The sequence below is a fragment of the Pseudomonas protegens genome, assembly GCF_003732485.1.
GTDB classification, from domain to species: Bacteria; Pseudomonadota; Gammaproteobacteria; order Pseudomonadales; family Pseudomonadaceae; genus Aquipseudomonas; species Aquipseudomonas protegens_B.
Genome location: NZ_MOAK01000091.1, coordinates 28,939 through 44,513, shown reverse-complemented (window position 1 = coordinate 44,513; position 15,575 = coordinate 28,939). Strand labels below are relative to the sequence as shown.

Sequence of the window (15,575 nt, the reverse complement as noted above, 5' to 3'; positions counted from 1 at the left end):
GTCGAGACCCCCCCCCCGACGCTGGGTGTCTCGCTCCTGGTGCATGCGCATGATCACCTGGCTGTTCAAGCGCCGCAGCAGCTCCTCGAACTCCTGGCGAAGTACCGCGACATCGGTGCCGCTTTGTTCCTGGCTAAAACTGGCGCCGAGGACCTGATCGCTTTCCTCCCGGCTCATCTGGTCAAAAAACTCGTCAAAACCCGAGAGTTGGTCGGCCTTGCTGAGCACCAGATAGACCGGGACATCGACGTGCAACTTCTGATGAATATCCTGCAGGCGCACGCGTACCTGATGCGCCAGGGTGTCCAGTTCCTGCTCGTCGACGCTCAGCAGTGCCTCCACCGGAACGGTCACCAGCACGCCATTGAGCGGACGACCGCGACGACGCTTGCGCAACAGGCCCAGCAAGGTGTTCCAGGCACTGGCGTCGACTTCGGCGGCGCCTTGGCTCAGGTAGCGGCCGGCCGTGTCGATCAGTACGCCGTGTTCGGCGAAGTACCAGTCGCAGTGCCGGGTGCCGCCGGTGTCGCGGGTCAGCTTGCGGCCCATTTTGTTGAGTGGAAACTCCAGGCCCGAAAAATCCAGCAGGCTGGTCTTGCCGCTGCCCTGTGGACCAAGCAGCAGGTACCAGGGCAGATCACTGCGCCAACGTTCGCTGCGACCGCGGTACAGGCTTGAGGTCTTTAGGGTGCGCAGCGCGTCCTTGAAGCGCTCATAGAGCTCTTTGTGCTCCTGGTCGATCAACTCGTCACGCTGCATGCGTGCTTGTCCGGCCTCGCTGTCCTCGACGGCCTTCTTGCGCACGCCGGAGCGCCAGCTGACAAAGACCATCGCCAAGCCCCAGATCAGGAACAACGCGCTGATGGTCAGCAGGCGCGAGGTTGCACTGGCCCAGAACTTAAAGTCGTTGACGGCCAATAGCGGCCCGACGAACCACACCAGCAATGCCACACTCAGCACCAACAGCAGCGTCCAGACCCAGGTCTGGCGCAGGAAGGCGCCGGCTTTCTTGAAGAAGTTATTCATCACACGTCCCTGTCTTACTGCTGGGGCTGGACCACCACCGGGTCAAGCGGCTGATACGTCTGCAACAGGCTTTCGCGCTGCTGGCCAAGCACCCAGGCGAACCCCGAGTACATCACCAGCAGACACACCACGGTGAACAGCGCAACCGTCCACCCCGGTACGATGCGTACCAGGCTGCGACGCTGATCGCGGAGCCCTTCCCAATGGGGCGACAGTTCACGAGGCACGTCGCCACGCAGTTGGCGGATCTGTCGGTACAACGCGTCGCGAATCCCCTCGATTTCGAGCACGCCGCGGGGAATGACCCGGTACTTGCCCTCGAAACCCAACGCCAGGCACAAGTACATCAGCTCCAGCATCGGCAGGTGCTTGACCGGGTTCTTCGACAGCCGATCCAGCAGTTGGAAGAACTTTTCGCCGCCGAAGGTTTCGTTGTGAAAGCTGCTGAGCAGACTCATTTGCGACCACTGGCTTTCATTGCCCCAAGGGGTGCTCACCACCGCCTCGTCGACCACGGTACACAGCACATAGCGGGCGGCCATCACCTGGCTGCTCTGCGCGCCGTCCTGCAGGGCCCGAGCGTCGAACTGCTTGAGGCCGGCACTCAGGCGCGCATTGAGCGCACGCAAGTCTTCGGCAGACTCGCTGTGCTTGAGGCGAACCACTTCCGACAGCAGGTCGGACGCCGCCGCCACCAGCGGGTTGAGGCTGACGCTGATGGATTGCGCAGGGCCCAGGCGCGCGGCATAGATCATCCGCTCCTCAAGTTGCTCGAAACGGGGAGGTTCGGCGAAGTCGGTCAGCGGGTTGCGTGCCGGGCCATGCCCATGACGGTCAAGCAGGACGGTTTTATCGTCCTGGGGGTGTTCCAGATCCTTGATCATGTCGTTCAGTTCCTGATGGCCCAGAATTTCAGTTCAAGCTCGGCGAACTCACCGGAGACGTGGAAGGCGAAACCTCCCGAACGTTCCAGTTGTGCCAAGTCCTCGGGACTGAGGTCGAGGATGAAATAGGTTTTATTGGAGTGGAATGCGATCTGTCGCGGAGCCACCGGCAAGGGTCGGACCTTGATCCCCGGCAGATGCAGGTTGACCAGTTGCCGAATGCTTTCCACCGGCCCGACCTTGAGGTGCGCCGGCAAGCGATGACGCAATTCTTCGGAGTCGCAGTTGGCACTGGCTGCGAGTACGAACGAAGCCGACTCCAGCAATTTGTGGTCATGCAGCGGCGACACCAGCACCCCGTACTGGCGGGCTTGCAGCACCAGCTCGATGGCGTGCTGCTCGAGCACCATCGACAGCACCTGGCGAATGGCATCCATCAATTTGCGAAAGCTCGCTCCCTGGTCGCTGTGCTGATAGCGGCTGTCCAACCGTGGGCGCTTGCTGTCACTGGCGAAAGTCGCCAGTTCCCCGAGCATGACCAGCAGCGTGCGATAGAGCTCCTCCGGATGGACATGCTCAAGATCCAGGTAGTGCCGCAACAGCAGTTCGGTACGGTTGATCAACTGCAGCATCATGAAGTCGCCCACCTCGGCGCCACCGACCTTGCCGTTGGAGCGAATCCGCTCGGCGATGGTGTCTCCCCGATGGCTGAGCATGCTGATGATCTCTTTCAGGCACGAGAGCAGATAGGCACTGGCATGGGTGTGCAGGAAGGTCGGCACGAAATCCGGATCGAGGCTGATCACGCCATCGGCGGTGGCATCCATCACTTCACAGACTTTCAACTTCACATAGGCTTGCCCGCTCTGCTGCTCGCCCAGTAGCAGACGGAAGTCCGGACGGGCACAACTGAGCTGGCTGCTGGAATCATCACCGGCATTGGAATCGGCGATCTGTGCCTCGTAGACGGTGTAGCGCGCCAGCACGTCGGACTGCTCCGGGCGCCTTGACTCGATGTGGTTGCCCGTGACCAGCGGCAAGGCCAGGTAGACCGGAGTGCCCCCCGTATTGGGCGGCACATCCAGGGCCAGCGGCTCGGTATCGTCCCCCAGCTCGAACAGGCTGCCATCCGGCAAGATACCGGAGGCTCGGCTGATCACCAGCTTGCCCATGTTGAGAAACTGCAGATCGATCTCCAGCGCCAGAAATCCCCAACTGTAACTACTCAGCAACTGGGTACGGGTTTTCATCTGGTAATCGTAGTAACGATCGTTGTGCTGGAAATGCTGAGGCCGCAGCAACATGCCTTCCTGCCAAATGATTTTATGCACGTTCATGAGTTGTCATCCGCTTGGCTGAGCACATCGTTGCTGTTGCGGATGCCGGACTGGTCGAGGATCAGGCCGACCTCGGTCACCTCCTGCGGGGTGAGCTGCACCACATAGCGCCACTGGCTTTCCGGCAAATCGCGATAGGCCGCGAGCACACCGACGAAACGGCTGCCGTCTTCGACGCGCAACTTGAACTCGAGGCTTTCGCCCGGGCGCAGCTCCAGCTCTTCACTGGCCACCAGATCCGGTGCCAGGGACTCCCTGGCACGCTCATAGAGACTGAAAAAATCGGCGTTCTCGAATGCCACCGGATGCTTGAGTTCCATCAAGCGCACCACGATCGGCGACGGGCGCCCATTGAGGTCCGGGTTGAGCCGATCGCTGGCGCTCAGCTTCAGGTTCAGCTTGGTCAGGGTCGAATACGGCGACATCGATGCGCAGCCCGTCGACAGCGCCAGGGCCATGAGCACCGTCAGGGCCTTGAGTAATGGGTGGGTACGGCGAGACATGCAGGTCATCCTTGATCATCGAGGTGGAGGGTGGAGATCAGGCGGATCTGTTCTTCGTAGGCCTGAGCGAAATCCCGCGCCAACAGGCGCTCGTTCCAGTCATCGTCCTGGCACAGCGCCTGGTGATAGCGGCGATACGCTCGCCAGCGGCTACCGGAAGTCACCAGCAACGGTTGCTGGCCATCGCGCTCGAAACGCAGGGTCAGCTGTTGCGGCGAAAAGTGTTCGAGGGTGCTCCGCACTGCGGCGCGGCTGGCGCTGAGCAGCGCCACCTGATGCGCCTGCAGGTCGCGAAAGGCACGGGAGATCGCCTGCTCGGCAGACAGTTGCCCAGGCTTGTGATCCAGCAGCAGGATGCCCAGTACCGCTTCGCAATCCACGGCGAACTTGAGCGGGTTCTTACTGGTGCCCTGGGGCGCGGTGAGGGCCAGGCGCAGCTCGTTTTTCAGTTCGCTGCGGGTTCGCAGGCTCTGCTGCAAACCACCAATGCTTTGCTTGAACAGCCCCGCGACATTGACCGCCAAAGCCTCGCGCCGGTCGTGATCGAGCGCTTGCAGATCCACCCCCAGGACCGCACCGAAACGCGCCCAGAACGCTTCACTCTGACAGGCCGGCGCCTTGGGCTCGGGTAGCGCCGGCGGCTCGGGGGGCGCCACCAGCTCCGGCACCAGCAGGCGTTCCCTATCGATGCGGGCGTAATCGGCTCGCTGCCCAGGTTCCTGGTGTGGTGCGTCGAGTGCACTGAGCTCGTCAATCTCCGCCCCACTGTGCTCCTGCTGGTCCAATGCATTGAGCGGGTCGAGGTCAAAAAATGCGTTATCCGGAATGATGCTGCCGGCCGCTTGTGGACGACCGGCTTCAACGGCGAAGGCTTCCGGGGCCTGCACCAGGCGCGCACGAATCTTGAAATCCCCCAGCACGTAGACACTGCCCTGCTCGATACGCTGGGCTTCGCCCTTGCGCAGACGCGCGCCACTGCCACTGTCCTGGATACCGTTGCTGCTGGTATCGGTGAGGAAAAACTGGCCATCGCGATAACTGACCAGCGCATGATGGTTGGACAGATGGCGCTTGCTATCCGGAATCTTCCACTCGCAATCCTCTCCCCGACCGATGACGCCACCGGCCCGCCTGAAGGTCTTGCTGCTCAAGTCCGCCGGCACGAATTGCTTGGCATCGAGCATTTCAAAAACCAGTTCCATGATGATGCTCCTTGCGCTCACTTGCCGCGATTGACCGCCTGCGGATCGCCCAGCGGGCGATAGGTGTCGTCGTTGAATTTGTAATTGCCGCTGCAGGCGCCGAGGCCAACCAGAACAACCAGGGTCAAAAGGACGGTTTGCCAGTGACGAACAGACATCAGAAGGTCTCCATAGGTAGACAATGCACAAAACGCCCTCCCTTGCAGGCGCGCCGAGAAGTACGAAAAACCAGCCAAGACTCCATGCCTCGCTAGGCCTCAAAGTCGCCAAGATTGATATTCAGGCGGCCCAGGCGGTACAGCAGCGTGCGACGGGGCAAGCCCAGCTCGCGGGCTGCCAGGGTCTGATTGCCGTCGTTCTTGCGCAGGCAATCGAGCAACAGGTGACGCTCGACCTTTTCCAACTGCTCGCGCAGGTTCAGGCCCACCTCTTCGGGCATGACTTCAATGTTCATGGAGAAATGCTCGGCCAGAAGCTCACCGCCCTCACAGAGCAGCACTGCACGCTCCACCAGCCCCTTGAGCTCGCGCACGTTGCCTGGAAAGGCGTAGCCGGACAGATGATCGAGGGCCGTTGGCGACCAGCTCACCGGGTCACGTTGCAGGAAGGCGCAGGCCTTGTCGGCGAAGTGCCGGGCCAGGGCGAGAACGTCGTCTTCACGCTGTCGCAAGGCCGGCAACTCGATCGGGAACTGAGCCAGGCGGTAATACAGGTCCTCACGGAACTTGCCTTCACCAACCAGCGCCGCCAGATCACGGTGGGTGGCCGCGATGATGCGCACGTCGATGATGTGCGTGTCGTTGGAGCCCAGCGGGCGTATCTCGCCGTCCTGCAGGACCCGGAGCAACTTGGCTTGCAGGGACAGCGGCATGTCGCCGATTTCGTCCAGCAACAGGGTGCCGCCATTGGCCGCATCAAACAGCCCGGGGCGATCGCGGTCAGCGCCCGTGAACGCGCCCTTGCGATAACCGAACAACTCGCTTTCCAGCAGGTTTTCCGGGAATGCCGCGCAGTTCTGCACCACAAATGCCTGGGAGCGACGCGGGCCATAATCATGAATGGCCCGCGCCACCACTTCCTTGCCGGTGCCGGTTTCGCCACGCAGCAACACGGTGTAAGGACTGTGCAGTACCTTGCTGATCAATTGATAGGTCTGGCGCATCACCGCACTGGTGCCGATCAAGCCATAACCGCTGGTGATGACCTCGGGATGCAGAAGCGGCGCCTGTTCGCCCGCGGGGAGGCGCAAACGCTGCAGCAGCTCCCATTGACCAAGGACAAACGACCCCAGTTGAGCCAACGACTGGGCAAAGGCTTGCAGGTCTTCCTGTTCCGGGCTGGCACATAACAGCAAGCCTTGGACAGCCTTGCCCGAGTTGACCAGCGGTACACATAACAGTGACTGCCACGCGACGCTGCGCACGGGCAGGAAGCTGGTGTCGTGGAGGCTCTGGTTCAAGCCCACCAGGCTCACCACCCGGTTCTGGCACAGGGCGAACTGCAGCAATTGCTCACCGCTGTAATCGCTCGGCAGGTTGATCACTTCCCGCGGCTGCAAAAGGCCGCCAAGGCATTCGGCGCGCAGTTGCAGGCAGCTATGGGTGGCATCGAGCAGATACAGCTGACTCAGTTCACAGCCACTGAGCTGGGCTGCCCCCCGTACAAAGTCCTCAAGCAGCGCTGGACCTTCCGACGCCCGGGACAGGCCGGAAAACTGCGCCAGCAGTGCCTCTGCATAGGCCAGTGGCTGCGGCACCCGGGTGAACATGATGCCCACCTCAGGCGAACTCACAGGCCACGCCACCGCTGCTATCGAGCGTTGCGTACACACGTTTGAGGTTCTCGCCGCTGGCCATGGCCGCCAGCAGGCGGTCGGCCACCAACGGCAGGACGTGCAGGTCGAGCAAGTAGTCGATCAGGCGCGCACCGCTTTCGCTCTGGGTGCAGCGTTCGGCCAAGTGATCGACCAGCGCCTGGCAGTGGCTGAAATCCAGCTGCCGAGCGTTCAGCCGCTCCCCCAGCCGCCCCAGCTTGATTTCGATCAGTTCGCGCAGCACCGGGCCACTCACCGGGTAATAAGGCACCACGCGCATACGTGCCAGCAGCGCCGGTTTGAAATGCTTGTTCAATACCGGACGGATCGTCTGCTCCAGAGTGTCGACGCTTGGGCGCTCGCCGTGCTCGCACAGCGCACTGATCCGCTCGCTGCCCAGGTTCGAGGTCATCAGTATCAGCGTGTTGCGAAAATCGATCTCACGCCCTTCGCCATCGTTAGCCACGCCCTTGTCGAAGATCTGATAGAACAGGTTGAGCACATCCGGATCGGCTTTCTCGACCTCATCGAGCAGCACCACGGAATAGGGTTTTTGCCGCACCGCTTCGGTGAGCATGCCGCCCTCGCCATAACCGACATAACCCGGCGGAGCGCCGATCAGGCGCGAAACGGTGTGTTTTTCCTGGAACTCGGACATGTTGATGGTGGTGATGAAACGCTCACCGCCGTACAGCAGGTCCGCCAGGGCCAGGGCGGTTTCGGTCTTGCCCACCCCGCTGGGGCCCACCAGGAGAAACACCCCGACCGGCGCATCCGGTTTGTTCAGGCCTGCGGCCACGGCACGCATGGAACGATCCAGAACCTGCACCGCCTGGTCCTGACCGCGAATACGGGCACTCAGGTCAGTGGCAAAACTCGCCACCTTGGCGTTGTGCTCACGGGCCAGTTGCGCCAGCGGTACTCCGGTCCAGGCGCTGATGACTTCAGCCACCAGGCGTGGACACACCTCGAAACTGACCAGCCGCTCCCGGGTTTGCGCGTCGCTCAGGGCGCGATGGGTGTCGTTGAGTGCCGACTCCAGCTCCACCACGCCAGGTCCGCTTTGCACATCAGTCTCCAGGCTTGCATCCGGCGAGCCTTCGCTCTCCTGTGCCGAGCCCAGGGTGCTGGCGTCACGGGCCCTGGCCAATTGCACCCGCAACTGCAGCAAGCGCTCGGCCAATGTGCGTTGTTCGTGCCAGAGTTTTTCCAGGTCCTGCTGGTGCTCTGCAGCTTCGGCCAGCCGCGCTTCCAGGCTGTCCAGGGCCTCCTGGTCAATCGTCAATCCGGCTTCGGCATCGCGCCGCAGAGCCTGGCACTGACGCCGTCCTTCAGCCCCTTCGCCCCGCAGACGTTCCAGACGCTCAGGGGCCGCCGCAAGGCTGATGCGAACCCGGGCACAGGCGGTGTCGAGGACATCGACAGCCTTGTCCGGCAACTGGCGCCCGGCGAGGTAACGGGCTGATAGCTCGGCGGCGGCCACCACCGCGTCATCACGCAGGTAGATACCGTGGCTCTTCTCATAGACCTGAGCCAGACCTCGCAGAATGGTCACCGCCTCGGCAACGGTGGGTTCGTGCAATTGCACGGGTTGGAAACGACGGGCCAGGGCCGGATCTTTCTCGAAGTATTTTTTGTATTCGGTCCAGGTGGTGGCCGCAATGGTGCGTAGCTCACCCCGGGCCAGGGCCGGCTTGAGCAGGTTGGCTGCATCGGAGCCGCCGGCATTGCCGCCCGCGCCGATCAGGGTATGAGCCTCATCGATGAACAGGATGATCGGCTTGGGCGAGGCGTTGACCTCGTCGATCACCCCTTTCAGACGTCGCTCGAATTCACCTTTGACGCTGGCGCCCGCTTGCAGCAGCCCCATGTCCAGAGAGAGCAGCTCAATGTCCTTGAGCACGGGCGGTACTTCTCCGGCGGCAATGCGCGAGGCCAGGCCTTCGACGACTGCGGTTTTCCCGACACCGGCCTCACCGACCACGATCGGGTTGTTCTTGCGGCGACGGGCGAGGATGTCGACCATTTGCCGGATCGCATCATCGCGGCACAGCACCGGGTCGAGTTGGCCGTCTCGCGCCTGTTGGGTGAGGTTATGAGTGAAACGCAGCAACAGCGACTCCCCCGCTGCCGCCGGCCCGCCGCCGGAGGCTCGCTCCTGTTGTGACAGGGCAAAATCCTTCAGGCGTTCGATGTCCAGTTTCGCCAGCAGCGGCTGGTAGCGACTGCCGGCATAACGCATCGGGTTGCGCAGCAAGGCCAGAATCAAGGCCGCCTGCTCGACCTGGCTTTGACCCAGTTCAAGATTGGCCACCAGTAACGCGTCCTGCAGCCACTGCACCAGTTCCGGAGCGAACACCGGACTGCGCGAGCCGCTATCGCCGACTTGCGATTGCAGTGCCTCGGTCAACTCGCCGGCATCGACTTGCGCGTCCTGCAACGCCCGGGCAAGCAAACCCTGGGGGCGCTCCAGCAAACCCAGCAGCAGGTCTTCGACCAGCACCTTGTTGCCGCCACGGGCGACACAGCGTTCAGCGGAACGCTCCAGGTCGCGGCGGGTTTCAGCGTCCAGTGCCTGGATAAGTTGTTGCAGGTCTAGGTTGATCATGGGTCATCCGTCCTTAATGAATTTTGCTGCCCAAGGTCACCACGCCGTCGGCCTTTTCATGACCGAGCCAACTGGTCCACCCCAGACGACAGGTGTTCTGTTCACCGATGCACAGTTCGCGGATTTCCTCCTGGCGCAGCACCAGGCGAATGTCGTAGTCCAGCGGGTCGCGCAGGGTGAATCGCACCAGCGCGCACAGCGGCTGGTAACCGAAACCGATCGGCAGGAATTCGTGGAAACGTTGCCAGTCGAGCTGACTGATATGAATGCGAAACTTGCCGCCGCGATCGCGTACCCGCTCGCCCAGTACCAGGTCCTCACCGAGCAGACTGTTGGCCTGCCCCAGGCAGTTGCGCTGTTCGTCGAGAATCTCTACCCGACGCTCGATGCACTGCTCGATCACCAGGTCGGCGTGCTTGAAGTAGTAGCGCAGCACCGCCTCGATCAGGGCGGCCGAATGGGCGCGCAAGCTGAGCAATCCGAGGTACGGCAGCAAGCGTTTCCAATTCAGTTCCTTGGCCTTGCGGATGTCTTCTCCACCCAGGCCGATCAAGGCAAACAACTGAGCTGAAAACGGGTCCAGGGCACCGCTCTTGAAGCTGGCGCGGTAGCGATACTTACTCCAGATCGGCAGCATCAGGCGTTGCAGGCGGTGATGGAACAGATCGAGAAAGTTGCGCGTAGGGTTGCCCTCTTCGCTATCGCCCAGGGCCTGCTCGCCATAGAACGCCGGCAAGGGCGAGCCCGCGCCGAACAACCCGATCAGGTTGAAACGCAAACGTGCACGCATCTGACCGCACTCTTCGAAAAACTCCACACGATCGACATCGCTGCCAGGGAAACCCAGGCTCGGATTGGCCTGGAACTCCAGCTGATCGTAGAGTTCCTCTTCGCTCAGGTGCGGGTGGGCATCGCGCAAGCGATCGACGACCAACAGTACGGCCTGAAACAGCGAATACTCTCGTATTACCGTGCTCAGTCTGCTTAAAGCAGGGGCTGCAGCCCCATGCGTGGTGCCCATTTGTACACCTCTCCCTGTGTACTTTTTACCCGCAGCTCGTGGTAGGAATTGAGACTGGCGTAAAGAGCAAAAAACTCGTTAAGAACCGACGCGAAAACGAACAGGTCGCCTTCACCGATATAGCCTTGGGGATCGATGCTCAGCTCGGTGCGCAACCCGCGCAGCGGCAAGCCTCGGTGCAGGCGATCGACGTGCTCGTGACGAATCGACTTGAGCCCGCCCAGCAAACGCTTGCTGACCTTCTCCAGGTGCTGGTCGTAGTAGCGTGGCAAGTCGTAGGTTTCGAGGATCACCTTCAACGCATCAACGTTGGCCAACGACAGATAGTTGAGCGACATGTTGCTGATGAGCTTCCACAGAAAATCGCGGTTCAACGGCGGTGCGTAGCTCGACGTGACCGGTGTGATATTGCGGAAACTGAGGAACTCCGGGGTTTCCTCGCACAACTGGTTGATGTCGCCGAGCTTGAGCCGGCGCGGCAGGTTCTGGTTGGTGCACGTCAGCTCGATCGACAGGGTTTCCTGAGCGTCGGTGTGACGGATACCGAAGCTCAGGTAGGTGTCGAGGCCGTCGTGCAGCAGTGATGAGCGCTGGCGAATGCTGTAGTGCGGGCGGCTGTGGGGCACGTCGAAACTCGGATCATGCTCGAACGACTCGAAGGGTACATACGCCTGATAACCCAGGCCGCCCGGCTTCCAGCCGGTGACGCTTTCAATGGAAAACACGCCGCAATGTTCCAGTTCGTACTTGGCCGGCAGTAACAGGTATTCGTCCTGCTTGCCGTCAAGACGAATTGGCAAGGCATCGTGCTTGAACAGATTGACGATAGGTGTGCAGTAGAGCTTCACGTTGTCCAGGGTCGGACGCAGGCGTTGTACCCCACTGTTGCGAATATCGAAGCGCAACTCCAGGCCGTGCATGCGCTGGAGAACGTCTTGCGGCAACCTCTGCAGCAGATCCAGGCCACTGAGATCGACGAACAGGAACTTGTCCTGGAACGCAAAATACTCCTGCAGGTAGCGATAACCGCGGAAGGTGTTGAGCGGGTACGGGATCAATGCCTCTTCTTCAGCAAAACCCACGGGCTGTACATGGTTGCCCGAGATCTTGAAGGACATCCCGGTACCGTCGGCCCCGCCAAGCGGTTCGCCGCCCGCCCCCAACGGCACCAGCTCGATGCCCTCGAGGTTGCGCAACAGGCTGAGGTAAAGCATCTGACTGATGTAGCGCTCACCGGCCAGGTGCAGGCGCAGACGCTCCAGGTTAAGTTCACCGAAATGACCGTCGCAACTCATTTCCAGACGCAGGCTCAACAGTGCACCATCGCCCTTGACCGAGTAGCTCAATGCCGTCAGGTCCAGAGGCAGCACCTCGGTCGGATAGCAGGTGCGAAAGCGACAGCTGACATCATCGATGAGCTTGCTCTCTACCGGCGTATCTCGCGGTATTCGCTGGGCAGGTCCGGGCTGCTGCAGGGGATCGAACTGCAAGATGCTGAACGCTGGCAATGGCCGCATGTAGTTCGGCCACAGCAGATGCATCAGCGAGTGGCTCAGCTCGGGCAGCTCGTCATCGAGCTTCTGGCGCAGACGCCCCGTCAGAAACGCAAACCCTTCGAGCAGGCGCTCCACATCCGGGTCTCGTCCGGCCTGCCCCAGAAAGGGCGCCAGGGCCGGACTGCGCTCGGCGAAACGACGGCCCAGCTGACGCAGCGCAGTAAGCTCACTTTGGTAATAGTGGTTAAAGGACATGGGCTCAGTGCCTGGTAGTTGGAGTCATGGGGCATTTCGGTGGAACGCGATGCCAGTACCCGCGCGGCGTTACTCCAAGCACCGGAGATCCCTGCTGTGTTCGCGACGCGTACGGGATAGCCAACAAAGGTCGTGGCCTGGGCAGACAAAAGGCCTGCTGGCGCAGACTGCGTGGTTTCCTGTCATCGTCGTCTCCTTAACTGACCTTGACCTGTCCGCTGCCATCCAGGCAGGCGGAAAAACTGACCTGACGCTTGATCCCTTCCACCTCGAGCAAGCCTTCAATACTGAACGCCAGCTTGAGCGGGTCATGATCACGCGGCAGAGAAACGACACGCACCTGGCTGAGCCGCGGCTCGTAGGCTTCGATGAAGTGCTCGATGGCCAAGCGGGCCTGGCTTAAGGCATCGTGCAAGCTCAAGCGCATGTCGTTGAGATCGGGCAACCCGTAGTCGGACAGCGTCTGCACGCTCCCCGCACGGGTGCTGAGCATCTTGCCCAGATGGGCAGCCACCGATGCCATCGCGCATGCCTCTGGGCTCCAGCCGATACGCTGGTCGGTCTCTGCGCTCAGGCGTTCAAAAAGGCTGCCGTATCCGCTCATGGCCTGGCTCCCGGTTACTCTTTGTCCAGCTTGCCAACCAGAGAAAGCGTGAAGTCGGCCCCCATGTACTTGAAATGCGGGCGCACGTTCAGGCTGACGCGATACCAGCCCGGCTCGCCTTCCACATCGCTGACGATGATCTGCGCAGCGCGCAGCGGACGACGACCACGGACTTCGGCACTCGGATTTTCCTGGTCAGCCACGTACTGGCGGATCCATTTATTGAGCTCCAGCTCAAGATCGGTACGCTCTTTCCATGAGCCGAGCTGTTCACGCTGCAGCACCTTCAGGTAGTGAGCCAGGCGGTTGACGATCATCATGTAGGGCAGTTGGGTGCCAAGCTTGTAGTTCAGCTCCGCCGTCTTGCCTTCAGCGCTGATGCCAAAGAACTTCGGCTTCTGTACCGAGTTGGCAGAGAAGAACGCCGCGTTGTCACTGCCCTTGCGCATGGTCAGGGAGATGAAGCCCTCCTCGGCCAATTCGTACTCGCGACGATCTGAAACCAGCACTTCAGTCGGGATCTTGGTTTCGATCTCACCCATGCTTTCGAAATGGTGCAGCGGCAAATCTTCCACCGCGCCACCGCTCTGCGGACCGATGATGTTCGGGCACCAGCGAAACTTGGCGAAGCTGTCGGTCAGTTTGGTACCGAACGCATACGCGGTATTGCCCCACAGGTAGTGCTCGTGGTTGTTGGCAACGGTTTCCTTGTAGACGAAGGACTTGACCGGGTTCTCTTGCGGATCATAAGGATTACGCAGCAGGAAACGCGGCAAGGTCAGAGCGATGTAGCGAGAGTCTTCCGATTGGCGGAAGCTCTGCCACTTGGCAAATTGCGGGCCTTCGAAATGATCCTTCAGATCCTTCAGGTCCGGCAGGCCGGTGAAGCTTTCCAGGCCGAAGAAGTTCGGGCCTGCCGCGGCAACGAACGGCGCATGGGACATGCAGGCAACGCTGGAGACGTACTGCATCAACTTCACGTCGGGAGAGCTGGGCGACATGAAGTAGTTGGCGATGATTGCGCCTACCGGCTGGCCACCGAACTGACCGTACTCAGCGGTATAGATGTGTTTGTAAAGACCGGCCTGCATCACTTCCGGTGAGTCTTCGAAGTCGTCCAGCAGGTCCTGCTTGGAGACGTTGAGGATTTCTATCTTGATGTTTTCACGGAAATTGGTGCGCTCCACCAGCAGTTGCAGCCCCCGCCAGGCAGACTCCAGCGACTGGAAGTCCTCATGGTGGAGAATCTCATCCATCTGCTGGCTGAGCTTGGCATCGATCTCGGCGATCATGCGATCGACCATGGCCTTCTTGACCGGCTCGCCACTGTTCTGCGGCTTGAGCAACTCCTCGATGAAGGCAGACACACCGCGCTTGGCGATGTCATAGGCTTCGTCGTTCGGAGTCAGACGGGTTTCGGCGATGATGCCGTCGAGGATGCTGTACTCGCTGCTATCGTTGCTTTGGTGTTGCGCGGCACGGGTAGTCATGTGTTGTGGCTTCCTTGTCTGATGGGTCAGGCGTCTGGGGCGGCAGCGTTCAGGCCCAGTTCACCAAGCACGCGAACGCGGGATTCGTCGTCGGCGAGAACGCCTTCGATGGCTTTGCGGAACGCGGGGGCGTTACCCAGCGGTCCCTTGAGTGCCACCAGGGCATCGCGCAGTTCCATCAGTTTTTTCAACTCGGGCACCTGCTCTACCAGACTGGCCGGGTTGAAGTCCTTCATCGAGCTGACCCGCAGACTGACCGCCAGCTCATCCGTGTCACTGTCCTCCTGAAGGCGGTTAGGCACGCTCAGCGTCAGGCTCAGCTCCTGCTTGGCCAACACTTCGTCGAAGGTCATCTTGTCGATACTGATCGGCTTGCGATCTTCTACCTTGCGTTCGTCCGGACGCTGGGTGTAATCGCCGATCGCCAACAGTTTCAGCGGTAGCTCAATCTCCTCCTGAGCTCCGCCAGTCGCGGGTTTGAAGGTAACGTTGATGCGTTCCTTAGGGGCTACAGAGCCTTCTTTGGCCATGGGTACTTTCCTTGCGATTGTCGGCCCGTGGGCCTATTCGAGTACCACCTCGAGGTCGAGATGGCACAGCCTGCGATAAATTTCTTCCTTGCGTTCTCGCACTGCGTGGTTCTGCGGCAACAACTCACAGCAGCTATGCAGGAGGTGCAGCACTTCCAACGCAAGATCCGGCTCCCAGGCGTGCAAGCCTGAGTTCTGCAATTCTTGGTCAAGGGTTTCCAGCTGGGTCTTGGCCAGCTCGTACTTCTTGGCGATGAAACACAGCCGGGCCAGGCTGAAATGCCAGAAGAACCTCACGCGACCGCCACGCGCACTCTGCAAGCCTGGCTTGAGCACTTGCACCGCTGCCTTGAGGCCATCCTTGCGCAGGATCGGCAAGACCTCTTCCAGAGCCTCCTCCCAAATTGGTTGGCTGGAACTGGCTTCGACCTGACGCGGGGCACTGGTGGCAGATAGGTGGGGCATGACATGGGCGCTGATCCAGCTCCGGGTGGCCGGATCGGCAAAGGGGGTGCCGTCGTAAAAGCGCAACTCGACCACTCCCGGCAGGCGCTGCAGCAAGAGCGCAAAGTGAAACTCGACTTCACGCATGGCCTGGTCGGCGTTCAACTCTTGCAAGCACTCCCAGACCAGGCGCTGCCCGTCGAACCAAAAAGGCGCTCTGGACAGGCTGGCTTCGAGCTCCAGCAACAAATCGGCGAACTGACCGCCGGCAAAGCGTTCCTGGTAAGTCTTGAGCTTGTCTCCTGGCAACCCTCGCAATGCCGTGACCTGCTCAGCGTTGCGCTCAGGGACAGTATCGATGG

General features: G+C 61.0%; 14 protein-coding genes. All 14 read right to left on the bottom strand.

All coding sequences use genetic code 11. The features are described from left to right. On the bottom strand, window positions 1-1,026 hold a 1,026-nt coding region (tssM, locus tag BLX41_RS36975; protein WP_259745488.1), incomplete at its 3' end, for a type VI secretion system membrane subunit TssM. A gap of 14 nt (window positions 1,027-1,040) precedes the next feature. After that, window positions 1,041-1,910 carry a type IVB secretion system protein IcmH/DotU gene (gene icmH, locus BLX41_RS32435; RefSeq protein ID WP_123728160.1) on the bottom strand — a complete coding sequence of 290 codons (870 nt, stop codon included), beginning with the start codon at window positions 1,908-1,910 and terminating at the stop codon, window positions 1,041-1,043. A gap of 5 nt (window positions 1,911-1,915) precedes the next feature. Continuing rightward, window positions 1,916-3,247: a type VI secretion system baseplate subunit TssK gene (tssK, locus tag BLX41_RS32430; protein ID WP_123728159.1), complete on the bottom strand. Its 1,332-nt coding sequence runs from the start codon at window positions 3,245-3,247 to the stop codon at window positions 1,916-1,918. Next, a complete protein-coding gene (gene tssJ / locus BLX41_RS32425) occupies window positions 3,244-3,750 on the bottom strand; it encodes a type VI secretion system lipoprotein TssJ (protein WP_123728158.1) in 507 nt (168 codons plus the stop codon). The genes tssK and tssJ overlap by 4 nt, the downstream gene beginning before the upstream one ends. Before the next feature lie 5 nt (window positions 3,751-3,755). Next, window positions 3,756-4,952, bottom strand: a complete 1,197-nt coding sequence (tagH, locus tag BLX41_RS32420; RefSeq protein ID WP_123728157.1) for a type VI secretion system-associated FHA domain protein TagH — start codon at window positions 4,950-4,952, stop codon at window positions 3,756-3,758. 17 nt (window positions 4,953-4,969) lie between these two features. Beyond that, entirely contained in the window at window positions 4,970-5,110 is a 141-nt protein-coding gene (locus BLX41_RS32415) for a type VI secretion protein (RefSeq protein ID WP_123728156.1), read from the bottom strand. A 92-nt stretch (window positions 5,111-5,202) separates the two neighbouring features. Further along, the gene (locus BLX41_RS32410; protein WP_123728155.1) at window positions 5,203-6,720 is read right to left on the bottom strand and encodes a sigma 54-interacting transcriptional regulator; all 1,518 of its coding nucleotides are present in this window, start codon (window positions 6,718-6,720) and stop codon (window positions 5,203-5,205) included. Window positions 6,721-6,730: 10 nt separating this feature from the next. After that, entirely contained in the window at window positions 6,731-9,373 is a 2,643-nt protein-coding gene (gene tssH / locus BLX41_RS32405; protein ID WP_123728154.1) for a type VI secretion system ATPase TssH, read from the bottom strand. Between the two features lie 13 nt (window positions 9,374-9,386). Further along, window positions 9,387-10,394, bottom strand: a complete 1,008-nt coding sequence (tssG, locus tag BLX41_RS32400; protein ID WP_123728153.1) for a type VI secretion system baseplate subunit TssG — start codon at window positions 10,392-10,394, stop codon at window positions 9,387-9,389. Beyond that, complete coding sequence (tssF, locus tag BLX41_RS32395; RefSeq protein WP_123728152.1) at window positions 10,358-12,145, bottom strand: type VI secretion system baseplate subunit TssF; 1,788 nt, start codon at window positions 12,143-12,145, stop codon at window positions 10,358-10,360. Before tssF ends, tssG begins: the two co-directional genes overlap by 37 nt. Before the next feature lie 196 nt (window positions 12,146-12,341). After that, window positions 12,342-12,749 (bottom strand): type VI secretion system baseplate subunit TssE, encoded by a 408-nt coding sequence (gene tssE / locus BLX41_RS32390; RefSeq protein WP_123728151.1) that lies wholly within the window; start codon window positions 12,747-12,749, stop codon window positions 12,342-12,344. A 14-nt stretch (window positions 12,750-12,763) separates the two neighbouring features. Then, the gene (gene tssC, locus BLX41_RS32385) at window positions 12,764-14,239 is read right to left on the bottom strand and encodes a type VI secretion system contractile sheath large subunit (protein ID WP_123728150.1); all 1,476 of its coding nucleotides are present in this window, start codon (window positions 14,237-14,239) and stop codon (window positions 12,764-12,766) included. A gap of 26 nt (window positions 14,240-14,265) precedes the next feature. Next, on the bottom strand, window positions 14,266-14,769 hold the full coding sequence (gene tssB, locus BLX41_RS32380) for a type VI secretion system contractile sheath small subunit (protein WP_123728149.1): 504 nt from the start codon (window positions 14,767-14,769) through the stop codon (window positions 14,266-14,268). A gap of 33 nt (window positions 14,770-14,802) precedes the next feature. After that, window positions 14,803-15,575 (bottom strand): type VI secretion system domain-containing protein (locus BLX41_RS36970; protein WP_259745486.1); only part of this gene is annotated, 773 nt, incomplete at its 5' end.